We start from the raw sequence: 16,013 nt of genomic DNA, 5'->3' as shown, positions 1-16,013 counted from the left end.
CACAGTATATGCGCGAACGAGAGGAACTTGACTATACCATGAAAAAATTGATGCGCTATCACTCCCAACGTAGACATTAGTGCAGCTATGCGTCCTTCTCATAGCTGCACCCCTTCTTATTCAAAAAAAGATTGCCAGACAGGCTCCAAAAGCCCATCCGGCAATCTCTTTTTTATCTCTTATCTCTTTCTCTTTTCATATCTTCAAAATTCTCTCTACCTACACATTCACCTTCGTATACCGATTCGCCGGAACCGGTATCCCTAAATTCCCACGAAGCGTATCCGCTTCGTACTCCGTCCTATACAGCCCGCGCTCTTGCAAAATCGGAACGACGAGGTCAACGAAATCGTCTAACCCTTTCGGTAATGCAGCTGCGATAATAAAGCCATCTGCGGCATTTTCTTCAAACCACGCTTGCACGCGATCAGCGACATATTCAGGTGTACCTGTGAACTCATTGCGTGGTGTTGCCACATTCAAAGCAACTTGGCGCAGCGTCAGGTTCTTCTCTTTCGCTGTTTGCTTGATTTTATCGGTGCCGCTGCGGAAGCTATTACTGCCGAATTCCCCTAATTCAGGGAATGGCTCATCTAGCGGATACTGTGAGAAATCGTGATGCTCGAAGAAGCGACCTAGGTAATCAAGCGCTTTGTCAATCGTCACCAAGTTCGCGACTTCTTGATATTTGCGCTCGGCTTCTTCTTCAGTAAGACCGATAATCGGTGCAATGCCCGGCAAAATAACAACTTCATCCGGATTACGTCCTTCGGAAGCAGCTCGCTTTTTAATATCGGCATAGTACGCTTTCGCTTCTTCAATCGACTCATGCCCTGCAAAGATCGCATCGGCCACTTTCGCTGCAAACGCACGGCCATCCTCAGAAGCACCCGCTTGGAAAATAACCGGCTGACCTTGCCTTGAACGAGCAATATTCAGCGGACCCTGCACGGAGAAATATTCGCCCTTATGATTCAAGGTATGCAGCTTACTTGGGTCAAAAAACACGCCGCTCTCTTTATCACGCACGAACGCATCATCTTCCCAGGAATCCCATAGTCCTCGTGTCACTTCTAAATATTCGTTCGCGATGCGATAGCGCTCTGGGTGAGAAGGATGCTCCGCTTTGCTGTAGTTTTTGGCTGAACCTTCTAGTGGTGAGGTTACCACGTTCCATCCAGAACGCCCATCACTGATTAAATCAATGGAGGCAAATTGCCTAGCGACGGTGAAAGGTTCACTGTAGGAAGTTGATAACGTTCCCACTAGACCAATATGTGAAGTGACCGATGCCAGCGCAGATAGAATGGTAATCGGCTCAAAACGATTGAGGAAATGCGGGATCGATTTTTCTGTAATATACAAGCCATCAGCGATAAATAAAAGATCGAATTTACCGGATTCGGCTTTCTGCGCTTGCTGTTTATAAAAGCCAAAATTCACACTTGCATCCGTAATCGCCTCCGGGTGTCTCCAGCCCGAAACATTACCGCCAACACCATGAATGATAGCACCTAATTTTATTTGTTTTTGTTTAGCCATGGTTTTCTCCGTCCTTTCACAATAAAGCTGCGGTGTGTATGTTCAGTCGATAGCTTTTCACGAGAATATCACCTTTTTGAATATCCTTGTCATAGGCGCGTTCAAAGCCCAAACGTTCATAGAGCTTCACAGCCGATTCCATCATATCCGAGGTGTGCAAATGGAGTGTGGCTGCACCTAGCTCGGCAGCGCGTTTCACATTTTCTTTAATCAGTTCTGTAGCGATTCCCTTTCCTCTAGCACTCGGCGATACAGCTAGTAAACGAAGGATGGGGGACTCAATCTCAAGCTCTGGAGCTCCATAAGCGGCTTCGGAAGATTGGAATAGGAGCGAACTTCCAACAACTTCATCGTCAATCAGAGCAATAATACGTGCTATAGGCTTACCACTATCAACCGAAGCGACAATATTTTCCTTATATTGATCCCAGCCTTCCGGAGGCAGCACAGCGCGATATTGGCCATATGCGTCTTCCAACACTCTTCGAATCGCCTCGCGGTCACCATCATTCGCTTCTCGAATGTGAACCTCTTTTGCATCCGCCATACGTAATTCCTCCCTATACGCGCGCTTCTAATGCGTTCTTGATCCGTGCTATTTGTGCCAAATGTACCTGCACATGTGCGATAAAGGAATGAACAACATCCTTTAATGTGAGTGTTTGTCCTTTGAAATTAACGCCTGTTTTGTCCCAATCATCGGGGGATAACCGTCCAAACAAGGCATGGTTATACACTAATAACGATTGAAATAGATCTAAAATATCCGAAGCTAAACCTTCATTAGCTTTGGCGCTGCTGACCCATGGATCCTGATCGAAAGCTGGCAATTGTGCCGATGCACCAGAAATAATAGCGCGAATTCGGAACGAAACGACGATGTTATGGTCGGCCAAATGAGACAGAACCTCAATTACGCTCCATTTATCCGGTGCAGATTTCCAAGTCAATTGACCTTCGCTCAGTCCTTGAATGGCTTCTTGCAGTTGTTGGTGTGTATGCAAATAGGATGATAAATTCGGGATCGTTGAACTCATGTTTATACCTCCAGTGGTATGTCAGATGATAGTTCCTGCAAGGCTTTTTTGGCTAAAATGGCAAAATATCGCGCACTAATCGGTAAGGCTCGTTCATCAAGATCAAATGCAGGATGATGCCACTCTTGTGAACCTGATGTACCCATGAAGACGAAAACACCTGGAATTTCTTTTTGATAAAATGCAAAATCTTCTCCAGCCGGTGACGGCACAGGTGTAATGACCTCAAGACCAGCCAGTTCAGCAGCATCCGATGCTAAGCGTGCTAATTCCTTATCATTGAACACGGATGGCGGCCCTTTAATCCAACGAACAGCTGCTTGCGTCCCATAAGCGGCGGCTACACCGTGCACAACCTGCTCAAACCTTTTGATAATCAGCGATCTGACACTTTCTTCAAAAGTGCGTAATGTGCCATCTAGAATGGCTTTATCCGGAATCACATTCCAAGCTGTGCCACTGTGGATCCGAGTCACACTAATGACAGCGCTCTGAAGCGAGCTAATGTTACGGCTCACGATGGATTGAAGCGCGGTCACGATGTGCGCTCCTGTAACAATCGGGTCAATCCCCGCTTCCGGAACAGCCGCATGTGTGCCTAGTCCTTCAACCTCGATCACAAATCCGTCCGCCGCCGCCATTAAAGGTCCTGATTTAATCCCGATCGTACCGACAGGGAGATCCGGTTTGTTGTGCATCCCATAGATCGCTCGCACCCCACGCAATGCTCCGCTGTTGATGACCTGTTCCGCGCCTTGCGCCTTCTCCTCAGCGGGCTGAAAAATGAATCGAACCGTTCCCTTCAGTTCACTCTCCTGTTGCTTGAGTAGGATCGCTGTCCCAAGTACAGCGGCCGTGTGGAAATCATGTCCGCAAGCGTGCATTTTTCCTGCTACCTGTGAAGCAAAAGGAAGTCCTGTTTCTTCATGAATCGGAAGGGCATCAATATCCGCCCGAATCGCCACAATCGGCCCTGCTTGCACGCCACCTACCTCAGCAATAAGGCCGGTTTTGAGATGGAAATCCGCAATGCGAATACCAGCTTCCGTCAGCCAAGCACGAATCGCAGCTGTTGTTCCATACTCCTCATGGGATAATTCAGGATTCTGATGTAGATGACGCCGGATCTCAACCAGCTTCTGAGCAAAATCCGGTGTCGTCTGATGGAAAGTTGAACCGCTCATCCTTATTCCTCCTTGCACTTATACCAATAATTCCGCGAAAGCTTCGCTCAGTAGCTCGAAGGAACGGATTCGTTTGCTAAAATCCTTCACGGATGTCGTTACGATAAATTCATCGACACCATATTTCTGCTGAATCTCGAGCAGCTTTTGACGAACCTGCTCTTTCGTACCTTTGGTAATCTCTGCTTGTTTCTCCTCAACGGTAAACTTCGCTTGTGTTTGGCGACCGTATTCCTCCGCTTGTTCCAGCGTGCCCACGGTTAAGGTCTTGCCATTTTCTAAATGAATCTTCACATTTTTATATTCACCTGCAAGCTCACTAGCTTCTTCTTCCGTATCTGCAACGATAAGGGAGAGCGCTAGAAGCAGCTTCGGTTGTGTGCCTTTTTCATGATTAAAGTGCTTGTGGTAAGCCTCAAAAGCAGATTCAGCAATCGCATGATCGCCATTAATGAATTGTGCGAAAACGTACGGTAATCCGGCTTCAGCCGCCGATTGTGCGCTCGCTGCACTTGCTCCGAGGATATAAATATCCACGGGTACGGTAGGGATTGGCGAGACGCGTAAACCCTTCAAGGGATGCTCGTCATGCAGCTGATTTTTCACAAATTGCTGAAGATCATCCAATTTATCAGACAAGGAAGCCGCTTCTGTAATCCCCTGCTGCAGTGCTTTGGTTGAGCGAGGGAGTCCGCCCGGTGCGCGCCCTATACCGAGATCTACCCTGCCTGGCGCAAGGGAAGCCAGCACGTTGAAATTCTCAGCCACCTTGTAGGGGCTATAGTGCTGCAGCATGATGCCACCGGAGCCAATGCGAATACGCTCTGTTTTGGCAAGCAGATGTGAAATCAATACTTCAGGCGATGATCCTGCTACCTGCTCAGAATCATGATGCTCAGATACCCAGAAACGGTGATAATCCAATGCTTCTGCCTTCTGTACGAGTTCAATCGTATGCTGGAAAGCGTCGTAAGCCGTCTCCCCTGGAAAAACCACACTTTGATCCAATATACTCAATTTAATTCCCATGATCGTACACTCCATTTCCGTTTCTGACTTCACGCTATATGTTGTAGCTCCACTCAGGCGTAATTCGCTTTAGAAATTGTCTTGTGCGTTCTTCTTTGGCATTGCCGAAAATGTCTCTGGGCTTGCCTTCTTCGACGATTACACCTTCATCCATAAAGACCACATGATTGGCCACTTCACGGGCAAAGCCCATTTCATGTGTGACGATAATCATCGTTATGCCTTCCTTCGCAATCTTCTGAATGACATCTAGCACCTCACCGACAAGCTCAGGATCAAGTGCAGATGTTGGTTCATCGAACAAAATAACTTCCGGATTCAAAGCCAGCGCACGCGCAATACCTACGCGTTGCTGTTGTCCGCCGGATAACTGGCTTGGATAAGCGTCTAGTTTAGCCCCCAACCCGACTTTCTCCAGTACTTTCACGCTGATGTCTCTAGCTTTCTCTTTCGGCAGCTTCTGGACAATAACGAGCCCTTCCATGACGTTTTCGAGCACCGTTTTATGCTTGAATAAATTGTAATGTTGGAACACCATGGCTGTTTTTTGTCGAAGCGCGTGAATCTCCCCTTTGCTTGGACGCTTGCAATTCACAGTGAAATCCCCTATGCTCACTTCGCCGAGATTTGGCTTCTCCAAATAATTCAAGCAGCGCAGCAGGGTTGTTTTCCCCGAACCGCTAGGGCCAAGAATACAGACGACTTCCCCCTTTTGCACCGTCAGGTTGATTCCTTTCAGTACTTCGTTCTTGCCAAACGATTTGGTGATATTCGTCAACTGAATCATGATACGCCACCTCGGTTATACAGATTGATTCGTTTCTCTAGGAAGCCTGTGGCTCGTTCGATAAGGAAGGTGATCCCCCAGAACAGAAGCGCTGCCGCGATATATGCTTCGAAAAATTTCCAATTTGTTGTTGCGACAATTTGCGCCTTTGCGTTTATTTCGACAACGGATACAGTGAAAGCTAGCGTTGAGCCGTGCAGCATGCCAATCAAGGTATTGGATAAGTTCGGTAAACTGACCGCAAACGCTTGAGGCAAAATAATGCGGCGAAGTGCCTGTGGAGTGGTCATTCCAATGGAATAGGCGGCTTCTAGTTGCCCGCGATTAATCGCTACAATACCCGATCTCACGACCTCGGAGAGGTAAGCCCCTGCCGTGATCGAGAAGGACAGGAAGGCGAACCCTATCATTGGAATTGATACGGAACGGAAGCTCCAACCCATAGCAACGGAAATCCCATCGATAATCATTGGTAATCCGAAGTAGATGAGGAGCAGATGCATAAGCATCGGTGTACCACGAACAAATGTCACATATGCCGTTGCGATGTAATGAATATAAGGCACGCGGTATAGTCGGATTAAAGCTGCACTTGCACCGATGATAAATCCAAAAAAGACAGAAACTACAGTAATGATGAGCGTGGTAGGTAGTGCAGACAGCAATTGTACAAAGGCAGTCCATATGAATCCAGGATCGATACTCATGCTTGGAAGCCCCCTTTATCCGGTTGCGAGGACCAGACACCTTTGAACCACCGGCGAGAGAAAGGTTGACGCTCTTCGGTCACTAGCGGTTGCTCATGCTGGAGCAATCGTTTCTCCATATACATAAACAGCTTCTCTAATCCAAAACAGATAACGAAATAAATGATCGATAAGGAAATATACGTTTCCATAAAATGCTGTGTGGCCGCTCCGAGCGTCTGTGCCTTCCCCATCAATTCCATCGCTCCGAGCGAGAACGCCAGTGACGTATCCTTTAAGTTCGCGATGAGTAGGTTCGTAAAATTAGGAAGTGAAATAGCCAGTGCTTGCGGCATAATAATACGCGTAAAGGCTTGGTAGCCTGTCATGCCGACGGAATAGGCAGCCTCCACTTGGCCTTTGTCAACAGCCTTGACTGCTGCTCGAATCACCTCGGAGATATAAGCGCCAGAATGCAGAGCAAAGGTTAGAATGACGAAGGTTAATACCGGCGCTTTCGAGACATCTACATGAATCGACTTCAGCATTTCGGGAAGTCCGTAGTAGATCAGAAACAGCTGGATCAGAATCGGCGTACCTCGAAAAAAGGAAACATAGATTTGCGACAACCGTTGCACAAAAGGTATTTGATAGAGCCGGGGAAGCGCAATGAGAAATCCAAAGACGACCCCGAGCACCATCGAACAAGCAACAATGAATAAAGAGATATGGATGTAGTTCAGTAATTTAGGCAGGAAATCGAATACATAGGTGATATCGAATTGGGTTGCCATGATGGCGATCTCACCTTTCTTAAAGTCATAGAATGCTTAGTTATTTCGTATCTTCTTTTTTCGTGAAGTCTCCACCCAACCACTGCGTACTCAGCTTCGATAGTGTGCCATCCGCTTTTACAGCCTTCAGTGCCACGTCAATTTTGTCCGCAAGCTCTTGCCCGTCTTTATCATTTTTGCGGAATAAGAAACGCACTTCGGCTTCTTCAATGATCGGTCCGACCGCTTTTAATTTGCTTTGGGGATCAACTAGCGGAAGCAAGAAATCAGCGCCTAGCGATCCATCCGCACGACCTGTTGTAAGCTGCGTGACCAAATCATTCGCCGCTCCACTTTGATAGACAATTTTGATTGCATTATCATTAGCCTTGTTGTAATTCTCTAGCAAAGTCGCTTCTGCACTAGTTGCCGTTGTTAATGCTTTCTTGCCTTTCAAATCATCAATCGATTTCACGGTTGTGTTATCTTTGGCTACAATGACTTTCGTTTTCCAGTACGCATAAGGCTCATTATTGAACAGATATTTCTGCTCTCTCTCTTTGTTCTTCTCAATTTCATGAGCAACGAAGTCAATTTTATTCGTTTCCAAGCTAAGCAGCAGGTTAGCGAACTCCATCGTTTTAAACTCGAATTCATATTCGGGTAACCGTTTATCAAGCTCTCTCACTAATTCAATATCATAACCAGTCAATTTACCGTCTTTATCAAGAAAGGCAACATTAGGGAATTGAGTGCCTGTTCCTACGATAATTTTCTTTACTTTGACAGGTGCTGTCGTTGCTGCCGCACTTGCAACTGGCGCTTTCGTGCCCTCAGCAGCTGCTGCTTTAGGGGATGCATTCGTTGTCTCGCTTTTGGAGCCGCAACCTGCAACTACCAAAGCTAAAGTTAATGTTGTTACCGTAAGTGTTGTGAATTGTTTCATCGTGAACCCCTCCGAATTATCCATATTTTTTAATTCATATAATTCCTACTTGTTTTGTATGAATTATAGCTATGCCTTTAATTTATCATCAAGTTCTTGAACTGGATAATAGAGTTTTTCTATATGCATATCGAGAAGTCAAATACAATCCCGAATCGATTGCGCGATCCCTTTACACAAATCTAATGCTGCATTGAAAAATAGCGCGTTCTCCCCATTCAATGCAATCATGTTCGTTTGCAACGAAATACCTGCTATTTCTGGAAACTGAATGGGAAACAGCTTCCCCTCCTTAACTTCCTGTTCGACACATAGACTTGGAAGAAAAGCAATCCCAACGCGCCCTAGCACTAATTTTTTCGCCGTCTCTAGCGTATCCGTCTGAAATTCGATGTTGGGAGGCTGGCTCATACTCGCAAATAACCGGTGTATTCGCATCCAATCGAGTGAGCCGCACTCGAAAAAAACAAGGGGATATTCACCAATATTATCAATGGATATCGCATCATTTCCTATAAACGGATGGCCTTCATACACATAGAGACGAATAGGATCCTCATAAGCTTTCGCCGAGAGCAGATTCGGGTGACTAATATTTCGAACAAAACCTAAATCAAGTTCCCGATTCAGCACTTTGGTAATAATTTCCTCGGATCCAGCCGTTGTCAGCTTATAGTTCACATCTGGGTATTTGATCTTCATCTTCGGAATGATCGTTGGAATAATATAGTTGGATACAGACACTGTACATCCCACACGCAGTTCGTTTGGCAGTGTACGTTTCTGCTTCAATTGAATTTTACTTTTTTGAAAAGTTTGTAGTAGCTGTTGAGCATATGGCAGAAACTTTTTCCCATCATCTGTCAAAGAAATCTGCTTTCCAATTCGTTCGAAAAGCCGACAGTCCAGCTCACGTTCAAGTGATTGTATACGTGCTGTGACCGATGGTTGGGATAGAAAAAGTACTTCCGCCGCTTTGTTAAAGCTGCCGTAATGAATCACATAAACGAAAGCTTCGATATTCTCGATGTTCAATCTGACTCCCCCAATCAGTAAAGCAAAATTTTAAACTTATTATTCCGATTAAGTAACTCGGTTTTATGTTGGTATAACTATAGAGCAACACCCATAAAGTGTCAATACATAAAAAAAGCTGCCTTCCCAAATTTATTTGGGGGCAGCTTTGCTACTTGTATCTCCTCTTTTTAACTATAGGCTGCTATCGCCCCATTAATCCTCTCTCTCACATCCAGCATCCACTCGGTGCTTTGAGGATAGACAGAGAAGGTAATCGGTTCTCCCAAGCCTTCTTCTATTAATGCAACCGTACGCTCCTTGCCAATAAATGTCTCCAGCAGTTCCAATGCACGTAAATCCTGCAGCGCTTCATAGAATACTTCCAAACGAATGGACTCAATGGGCCCCGTTTCACCAGGATAAACCAGAAAGCTGTCTCCTGAAGGAAAGGCATGCAAGGCATCTGTCACCTTAAACGGATCCAACTGTTTAATGGCATATTGGGAGTAATAGAAGTTATATCCCCAATGTAGAAATCCCTGAATGCCGAACTTATACAACTGCAGCCCAATGATTCGGTTGCGAGCGGAAGGCATATTAAAAAAACGATTCGACACTTCTTTGTATTGTGCACAACAATAATACGTCCATAAATCAGGAACACCAGCATCTAAGAAAGGACCGATATGATCGTTTGACGGAATCGGATTCTGAACAATGCCCTGCTCATAGAACGAGATCTCCGTCAAAGCATCGATAATCGGATATTCTGGAGGAAGCAGCTTCTGAACCAGATCACTCGCTTTTTTATACGATTCCAAATGAGCCTGTACAGGCTCATCGGACACATGGAAATAGCTGCAAGAAGCGATGCCAAGTCTTTGGATGACGCGATCCAGATCAGGAAGGAGCTGTCCTAGAAAATGGGCATAGGCTTCTCCGGAGGCGTCCGTCTCCCAACCGAAGATACGCTGTTCTACACCATTTAGGGTAGCGACAATTTTCGGTGTATGCTTGGCTCCCCACTGGGTAAATAAATGACAGAATTCAAAGTATTCGACTCCCTTGCTCTGGCAGAGTGCGATCCAGCGCTCCAGCTTTGAATAGTCAAATTGATACGTCGTATTCTCGTTGATACGATCCTCAGCGACTTCGACACCAATCAGCTGCACCGTCGGTCGCTCACCCCCAATTACAGTATCCAACGGTGGTGTAAAAATCGGGGTCAGAATCATATTGATACCATGCTTGACGGCTGTATCGATAAATTCCCCAATGAGCCTCCAGTTCTCCTCGCTAAATACAGCTACCTTGTAATGTGTAGCCAAACAGTCCGCGTGAAACCATTCCGTATGGATCAGCTTCTGCTTCGGAAGCGTTGCGGCGATTACGTTAAGCTTTAGCTCTTCCTCACCTAACTTCTCACCTTCTGCAGATAAGAAACCAACATGCACGGTATACATGCCAGCAGCAATAGACGAATCCAGTTCAACTTGGATCCAGATAGAACGCCATTGTCCAGGGAGCGCTGTTACGGTCATATCTTCAAGCGGATACAGCGGATCGGGATACAATCCCGGAGTTGTACGCAGCACATTGTCATCATGGTCTGCATAACAAGGCATTTCCGAAGGAACAAGGCCAACAGCTCGGATTGTAAAAGGAAGACCAAGGGTTGAATAGACACCAATCCCTATGTTTTTCAGTAGTTCATTCGACGTATAGGCAACCTGAAAAGCGAAAATCTCTCCTCTAAGAGCTGTCGCGTGCGTATAGATAGCATCACGTGGAGCTTCATCTGCAAAAACCTTGGATAATGAGCTCAAGTTCACGGTTTGAAAAGTGATCTTTTTCTCCATTCGATCCCACTCCCTTCAACTTCTGCTAGTTCGCATGATCAAACTTACCAATTTAGAGCCTGAAAAGTACCCGTGCGTGCAGATTCCTGCGCTTTCATACACATCAGAGCACTCATCAAACCATCATCAAGTGTAGAAATGGAACTCGCTGTTCCCTTCATGATTGCCGCAAAATTGCGGGCCAGCTTCTCATCACCACCGAAATGATTACTTCCTGCTTCAAACTCATAGGTTTCTACACGAGCCGTATGATGCATATACACCTTGACTTGACCGGTATAGAAATCAAATTCTACCGTCCCCTTATATCCCATAAATCGCGCACCACGCGCAGCAGCACCTCTGCGAATAAAGAAGTTTTGTGAGTACGACATATGCATACCGCTTTCATATCGGAACAGCGCACTTCCTGAATCTTCATTTCCCGTATCTTTCGCATAACAGCAATATTGCCATGTAGGATCAAGCTCTTCTGTAGCCGCAATGGTACTCTCCAAGCAGGTGCGATTATCTTCACAATCCACACATGTGAGTCCAGCGGATTTATTGCCTTTGAATACTTGCTTGGAGCTCATCGCACACACACTGACCGGCTTCTGCCCTAGCACAGCTTGGATATAGTCAAAATCATGCGTCGCTTTTTGCAGGAAAAGCCCTCCGGTTTCTTCCTCATTACGGTACCAACTTTGGAAATACACACGCCCATACGGCACATTATTAATGGCTTGCACATGTTCAACTGTGCCTATGTTGCCTGATTTGACGATCTCCTTAACCAGCTCCACGATGGAGGTTGTTCTTAATGGGAACGAGACCACGACAGGTGATGTCGATGCTTCGTAACCTTGTATTAAGCTCAATAGATCTTCGTAGGTTGTAGCTACTGGCTTTTCTATATAGAGGGGAAGATTATGGTGTAACACCTTCAACCCCATCGTCGTATGAAGATTACAACGCGTACCGATCATAGCTCCGTTTAATTGTTCGGATTCCAACATTTGTTCAGCCGTATCATAATACCTGACATGATGCCAACCTTGCTCCCCAAGCTGAGCTTTAATCATGTCTTTACGTACGTCTACTATCGCCGCAATTTGGCAGTCCGCATCTGCCTTCAGTACTTCCTTAATAACATCACCAATTCTCTTGCCATATCCAATTACACCTATCTTCATGCTAACTCCCCCTCAAACTTTACGATACCTTGATTATAAAAGATGACCTCCGCCTTTTCTTTGTCCTGAAAGCCGATTTTTTTGTTATTTCTGCTGTGATATGATAGACCTATATGCTTTGCAATGAAAGATCAGGAGTGACACCCATGGCAAGTATCGAAACGAACCCCACCGAGTATCAGCGGACCCATTTGAAGATGAGTCTTGTTATCAATAAAGTCATAACGATGCACTACTTCGAGTTTGGGAAGGATTATTCGTTCAATGGGGAGAAGCATGACTTCTGGGAATTTCTCTATGTTGATCGCGGCGAGGTCGAAGTTCATGCGGATGAAAATCGCTACCTGCTTAAGCAAGGGTCTATTATTTTTCATAAACCCAATGAATTTCATAGCTTCTATGCAACCAAAGGCAAAGCTCCGAATTTAATCGTCATGACGTTCGACTGTCATTCGAAAGCGATGCATTTTTTTGAGCAGAAGGTACTTTTTTTAGAGGATGAGGAACGTAATTTGCTCGCTCAAATCGTGAGAGAAGGCCAGCAAGCCTTTCAATTTCCATTCGGTCATCCCCTCGTACGTCGACAAGATGCACCAGTTGGTAGTGAGCAAATGATACAGAGCTATTTGGAAATCCTCTTGTTACGTTTACTACGGAAAACAGCTCCAACAGAGGCTGACACTTCCCTTTCAACATTAGCCAAGGAGAAGTCTGTCCACGATCTAACAAGCAAAGTGATGAGCTATATGTCGGATCATATCGATGCCCATCTTACTTTGAACGAGATCAGCCAAGTATTCTGTGTAGGTAAAACGCAGCTCAAGGAGCTTTTCAAAAAACATACGAACTATACCATCATGGAATATTTCGCCAAGTTAAAAATCGATCAGGCCAAAATCCTGATTCGTGAGGAAACGTACAATTTCACCGAGATTTCCAGACAACTGGGATTCAGTTCCGTCCACTATTTCTCCAAAGCCTTTAAGAAGGCAACCTTAAATGAGTCCCTCCGAGTATGCAAGAACCGTTAAATCACGCATGTGAGCCATCATCTTCCCATAAAAGAAAAATCCCGGATGCTGCATGGTTGCAGACACTCGGGATTTTTCTTTTTCTCATTCTTCTTCGTCTTCCTCGACTTCATATGTGCATAGGAATCGCTCTACACCGGGATATTTCTCGCCAAGGCTGCGAATTACGAACCCGACATTTCGATAAAATTGCACCGCATCTTCATCCGTTTCTGCCGTGATGCGCGCAGGCTGCATGTCTTCAATAATTTCAAGCAGCATCCCCCGACCGAAGCCTACGCCTCTGCTCTCTGGCTCAACCGCTAGATGATTCAGCGTCATCTCCTGCTTCTCATTCAGCATAAAGCCGATGATTCCGACAAGTGTCCCCTCCGACTCATAGGCGAACACCCATGTATTTTCATCTTTTTCATATAGGCTGAGGGCAGCCTGTAAGCTATCATCGTCAGGGAATACACTATAGCTCAACAATTGCAGAATTTCACCTTCATGCAGGCGAGACTTCACATTCAGTAACACGTTCATTCACTTCTTTCTGTAGTCGTATATCTACCCATAATCTACTAACTTGGTCATGCTGTCAACTTAAGCTGGTGCTCTATACGAGCCCATTCTATTTGTACTTAAGAAGTCAATTGGTGTTCATGTTTGATCGTCCTTATCGCAAAAGGCACTATGAAAGCTGCCGCGCTAGCAATGAGCCCATAAACGAACATCCCATGAATGCCCGTGTAGAACACGTCTGATTTTGTTACAATCGAGCCCATTACTGTTACGCTGACCGCTGTTCCAATATTCCGTGCGAATAGCTGCAGGGAGGTTGAAATCTCCTTCTGATGAGCCTCTACTAGCTGTTGAGCACCGATCGTTGATACCGTAAACAGAAGTCCAAACGAAAGACCCAACATGGTAAGAGAGCTGAAAATGTACCAAAACGAGGTGCCTTCACGTATGTAAAAGAGCAACGCCGCGGTTACGACAAGTAAAGCGTTTCCCGTTAGCAGCAGCGGTTTATAACCGAATCGCAGCACCCACTTCCCGCTAGGGACGGCAACAGCCATCCACCCGATTGATGTGCTAGCAGCGCAATGCCGCTGACGAATAGCGAGTACCCTTGATTTTGCAAGAAGAGAGGGATGAAACTGGACGTCCCAAAGAGTGCGGCACAGCTAAGAAAGGAACCCCCTATCATTAACGCCACGGGTCGGTTTCTCATCAAATTCAAAGGAACAATTGGGGCAGGATGCCTTTTTTCATAAACGAAGAAAGCGGCGAGCAGCAGAACGCCAACAGCCCCGTAAATGTATGTATAGGAATGGACGACGGTTGTAAGAAGTAAAGATGAAATCCCGCTTGCAAATAAGAGCGCACCCCAATAGTCGATCACTGCTTTCTTCGGTTGGTACACTTCTTTATACGGTAGTAAAGCTAGTAGCGCGATGAGACATATCGGAACATTCACGAAGAAAATCCACCGCCAGCTTAAATACGTCACGAAAAAGGTACCTAAGGTTGGTGCTAAGATCGCTGATAACCCCCACATCCCTGTGAATAAGGCTTGCACCTTCCCCCGCTGTTCCACCGGGTAAATATCTCCGGCAATAATGGATGGAAATGGCATCATGACTCCTGCACCAATCCCTTGAATAGCCCGAAAAATAATTAACTGCACCATACTATCCGATAATCCGCACAGGACGGAACCCCCAAGAAACAAAAGGATGCCCGCGGCATATATTCTTTTACGCCCAAATAAATCTGATAATCGTCCTGCTAAAGGGGCAAGTACGGTAGATAGCACCATATAAGAGGTAAATGCCCAGGCAAATAGGCTATTTCCACCAATGTCATTCACAATAATCGGCATCGTCGTATTGGCAATTGTCGTATCCATTGACACGACTAACATGGCCAGTACGATACTGACCATAACGGTAGTACGATTACGCATAGATGTTCCTCCTTAAGCTAACTAAGCTGACTTTGACACGTCTATCCATTGTAACTGATTCCATAATTGAAGGATAGCGAACAGTCTACGCACGAGATGCACACAAGCCTTGAAAATTTCTCTTTACAAATATCTAATCCGGGACTAAAATTAATCCAATATGTTTAGTGGGTAATTGAAATGAGGACATGACAACATGACTTTGAGTATTATTCTAATGGGTGTTATTGTTGGATTTTTGGTCGGAATGACAGGTGTCGGGGGCGCTTCCTTGCTAACTCCGATTTTGATCTTAATTGGTATTCATCCTTCCATTGCTGTAGGGACAGACCTTCTGTACAATTCGATTACGAAGCTTTTTGGTACGATCCAGCATTGGCGGCAGAAAACAATTGACTTTAAGCTGGTTAAAATGCTGGCTCTCGGCAGTATTCCAGGTGTGATCGTTGCCGTCGTGTTCCTGAAAGCATTTGACTCTTTCTTTGACAATCAAGAAGTAATCATCAAGCACGCGCTAGGTTATGTGTTGATTCTTGTAGCCTTTGCGACCATGTTCAAGGTTTTCTTCGGACACAAACTCAAAGAAAATCGTTGGCAGCTGAAATCCTTAAACGAAAAACGCGGATTGACGATTACGATTGGTGCAGTGCTTGGCTTCATTGTTGGATTAACGTCTATTGGCTCCGGCTCCTTGTATGCCATTGCCATGCTCTACTTTTTCCGAATGATTCCCGCACAGCTCGTTGGTACGGATATCGCGCATGCCTTTCTACTCGCCTCGACGGCTGGTATCCTGCATGCCAGTATGGGGAATGTAAATTTTACACTCGTCGTTAATCTTCTTATTGGTTCGATTCCCGGGGTACTCATTGGAAGCATGCTTGCAACGAAAGCTCCTACCACTGTGCTTCGTACGATTATTGCCACCTTAGTTTTAATTAGCGGCCTTAAATTAATTTAAATTGAAACAGAGCCCTAGGCTCTGTTTTTTTGTGT

Annotated in this window: 15 protein-coding genes and 1 pseudogene; 2 read left to right on the top strand and 14 right to left on the bottom strand. The window is 45.6% G+C overall.

Annotated elements, in window-relative coordinates; all coding sequences use genetic code 11:
• Positions 1 to 219: 219 nt before the first annotated feature.
• The 12 genes from AC58P7_RS03495 to AC58P7_RS03440 form a co-directional block, all read right to left on the bottom strand.
• Positions 220 to 1,542: an LLM class flavin-dependent oxidoreductase gene (locus AC58P7_RS03495; RefSeq protein WP_497340030.1), complete on the bottom strand. Its 1,323-nt coding sequence runs from the start codon at positions 1,540 to 1,542 to the stop codon at positions 220 to 222.
• 16 nt (positions 1,543 to 1,558) lie between these two features.
• Positions 1,559 to 2,089, bottom strand: a complete 531-nt coding sequence (locus tag AC58P7_RS03490) for a GNAT family N-acetyltransferase (protein WP_497340029.1) — start codon at positions 2,087 to 2,089, stop codon at positions 1,559 to 1,561.
• 13 nt (positions 2,090 to 2,102) lie between these two features.
• Positions 2,103 to 2,579, bottom strand: coding sequence for a DinB family protein (locus AC58P7_RS03485; protein ID WP_497340028.1), 477 nt, complete (start codon positions 2,577 to 2,579; stop codon positions 2,103 to 2,105).
• Between the two features lie 2 nt (positions 2,580 to 2,581).
• On the bottom strand, positions 2,582 to 3,763 hold the full coding sequence (locus tag AC58P7_RS03480; RefSeq protein WP_497340027.1) for a M20 peptidase aminoacylase family protein: 1,182 nt from the start codon (positions 3,761 to 3,763) through the stop codon (positions 2,582 to 2,584).
• Positions 3,764 to 3,781: 18 nt separating this feature from the next.
• Positions 3,782 to 4,792 carry an LLM class flavin-dependent oxidoreductase gene (locus AC58P7_RS03475; RefSeq protein WP_497340026.1) on the bottom strand — a complete coding sequence of 337 codons (1,011 nt, stop codon included), beginning with the start codon at positions 4,790 to 4,792 and terminating at the stop codon, positions 3,782 to 3,784.
• A 34-nt stretch (positions 4,793 to 4,826) separates the two neighbouring features.
• On the bottom strand, positions 4,827 to 5,579 hold the full coding sequence (locus AC58P7_RS03470) for an amino acid ABC transporter ATP-binding protein (protein ID WP_497340025.1): 753 nt from the start codon (positions 5,577 to 5,579) through the stop codon (positions 4,827 to 4,829).
• Positions 5,576 to 6,286, bottom strand: coding sequence for an amino acid ABC transporter permease (locus AC58P7_RS03465; protein WP_497340024.1), 711 nt, complete (start codon positions 6,284 to 6,286; stop codon positions 5,576 to 5,578). Before AC58P7_RS03465 ends, AC58P7_RS03470 begins: the two co-directional genes overlap by 4 nt.
• A complete protein-coding gene (locus AC58P7_RS03460) occupies positions 6,283 to 7,059 on the bottom strand; it encodes an amino acid ABC transporter permease (protein ID WP_497340023.1) in 777 nt (258 codons plus the stop codon). Before AC58P7_RS03460 ends, AC58P7_RS03465 begins: the two co-directional genes overlap by 4 nt.
• A 40-nt stretch (positions 7,060 to 7,099) precedes the next feature.
• Positions 7,100 to 7,984, bottom strand: coding sequence for a transporter substrate-binding domain-containing protein (locus tag AC58P7_RS03455; protein WP_497340022.1), 885 nt, complete (start codon positions 7,982 to 7,984; stop codon positions 7,100 to 7,102).
• 138 nt (positions 7,985 to 8,122) lie between these two features.
• Positions 8,123 to 9,019: a LysR substrate-binding domain-containing protein gene (locus AC58P7_RS03450; protein WP_497340021.1), complete on the bottom strand. Its 897-nt coding sequence runs from the start codon at positions 9,017 to 9,019 to the stop codon at positions 8,123 to 8,125.
• Positions 9,020 to 9,189: 170 nt separating this feature from the next.
• Positions 9,190 to 10,860: a DUF4091 domain-containing protein gene (locus tag AC58P7_RS03445; RefSeq protein ID WP_497340020.1), complete on the bottom strand. Its 1,671-nt coding sequence runs from the start codon at positions 10,858 to 10,860 to the stop codon at positions 9,190 to 9,192.
• Between the two features lie 44 nt (positions 10,861 to 10,904).
• Complete coding sequence (locus AC58P7_RS03440; RefSeq protein WP_497340019.1) at positions 10,905 to 12,035, bottom strand: Gfo/Idh/MocA family protein; 1,131 nt, start codon at positions 12,033 to 12,035, stop codon at positions 10,905 to 10,907.
• A gap of 146 nt (positions 12,036 to 12,181) precedes the next feature.
• On the opposite strand from AC58P7_RS03440, the gene AC58P7_RS03435 reads away from it, so the two are divergent.
• Positions 12,182 to 13,066 (top strand): AraC family transcriptional regulator, encoded by an 885-nt coding sequence (locus AC58P7_RS03435; protein ID WP_497340018.1) that lies wholly within the window; start codon positions 12,182 to 12,184, stop codon positions 13,064 to 13,066.
• Between the two features lie 84 nt (positions 13,067 to 13,150).
• On the opposite strand, the gene AC58P7_RS03430 is transcribed toward AC58P7_RS03435, so the two are convergent.
• Positions 13,151 to 13,591, bottom strand: a complete 441-nt coding sequence (locus AC58P7_RS03430) for a GNAT family N-acetyltransferase (protein ID WP_497340017.1) — start codon at positions 13,589 to 13,591, stop codon at positions 13,151 to 13,153.
• A gap of 98 nt (positions 13,592 to 13,689) precedes the next feature.
• Positions 13,690 to 15,017, bottom strand: a pseudogene (locus tag AC58P7_RS03425) (MFS transporter).
• A gap of 196 nt (positions 15,018 to 15,213) precedes the next feature.
• On the opposite strand from AC58P7_RS03425, the gene AC58P7_RS03420 reads away from it, so the two are divergent.
• Positions 15,214 to 15,978 (top strand): sulfite exporter TauE/SafE family protein, encoded by a 765-nt coding sequence (locus AC58P7_RS03420; RefSeq protein WP_497340016.1) that lies wholly within the window; start codon positions 15,214 to 15,216, stop codon positions 15,976 to 15,978.
• Positions 15,979 to 16,013: the final 35 nt, after the last annotated feature.

It is taken from the genome of Paenibacillus sp. J22FR5 (assembly GCF_059691975.1).
Note: the sequence above shows the minus strand (reverse complement) of the source record. Positions and strands in the feature narration are given on the sequence as shown.

What these genes read in the sequence shown, in the direction of transcription:
- AC58P7_RS03480 (WP_497340027.1), bottom strand. Translation starts at nt 3,763, where the DNA reads ATGAGCGGTTCAACTTTCCATCAGACGACACCGGATTTTGCTCAGAAG.
- AC58P7_RS03485 (WP_497340028.1), bottom strand. Translation starts at nt 2,579, where the DNA reads ATGAGTTCAACGATCCCGAATTTATCATCCTATTTGCATACACACCAA.
- AC58P7_RS03495 (WP_497340030.1), bottom strand. Translation starts at nt 1,542, where the DNA reads ATGGCTAAACAAAAACAAATAAAATTAGGTGCTATCATTCATGGTGTT.
- AC58P7_RS03420 (WP_497340016.1), top strand. Translation starts at nt 15,214, where the DNA reads ATGACTTTGAGTATTATTCTAATGGGTGTTATTGTTGGATTTTTGGTC.
- AC58P7_RS03430 (WP_497340017.1), bottom strand. Translation starts at nt 13,591, where the DNA reads ATGAACGTGTTACTGAATGTGAAGTCTCGCCTGCATGAAGGTGAAATT.
- AC58P7_RS03475 (WP_497340026.1), bottom strand. Translation starts at nt 4,792, where the DNA reads ATGGGAATTAAATTGAGTATATTGGATCAAAGTGTGGTTTTTCCAGGG.
- AC58P7_RS03465 (WP_497340024.1), bottom strand. Translation starts at nt 6,286, where the DNA reads ATGAGTATCGATCCTGGATTCATATGGACTGCCTTTGTACAATTGCTG.
- AC58P7_RS03435 (WP_497340018.1), top strand. Translation starts at nt 12,182, where the DNA reads ATGGCAAGTATCGAAACGAACCCCACCGAGTATCAGCGGACCCATTTG.
- AC58P7_RS03455 (WP_497340022.1), bottom strand. Translation starts at nt 7,984, where the DNA reads ATGAAACAATTCACAACACTTACGGTAACAACATTAACTTTAGCTTTG.
- AC58P7_RS03445 (WP_497340020.1), bottom strand. Translation starts at nt 10,860, where the DNA reads ATGGAGAAAAAGATCACTTTTCAAACCGTGAACTTGAGCTCATTATCC.
- AC58P7_RS03440 (WP_497340019.1), bottom strand. Translation starts at nt 12,035, where the DNA reads ATGAAGATAGGTGTAATTGGATATGGCAAGAGAATTGGTGATGTTATT.
- AC58P7_RS03460 (WP_497340023.1), bottom strand. Translation starts at nt 7,059, where the DNA reads ATGGCAACCCAATTCGATATCACCTATGTATTCGATTTCCTGCCTAAA.
- AC58P7_RS03470 (WP_497340025.1), bottom strand. Translation starts at nt 5,579, where the DNA reads ATGATTCAGTTGACGAATATCACCAAATCGTTTGGCAAGAACGAAGTA.
- AC58P7_RS03490 (WP_497340029.1), bottom strand. Translation starts at nt 2,089, where the DNA reads ATGGCGGATGCAAAAGAGGTTCACATTCGAGAAGCGAATGATGGTGAC.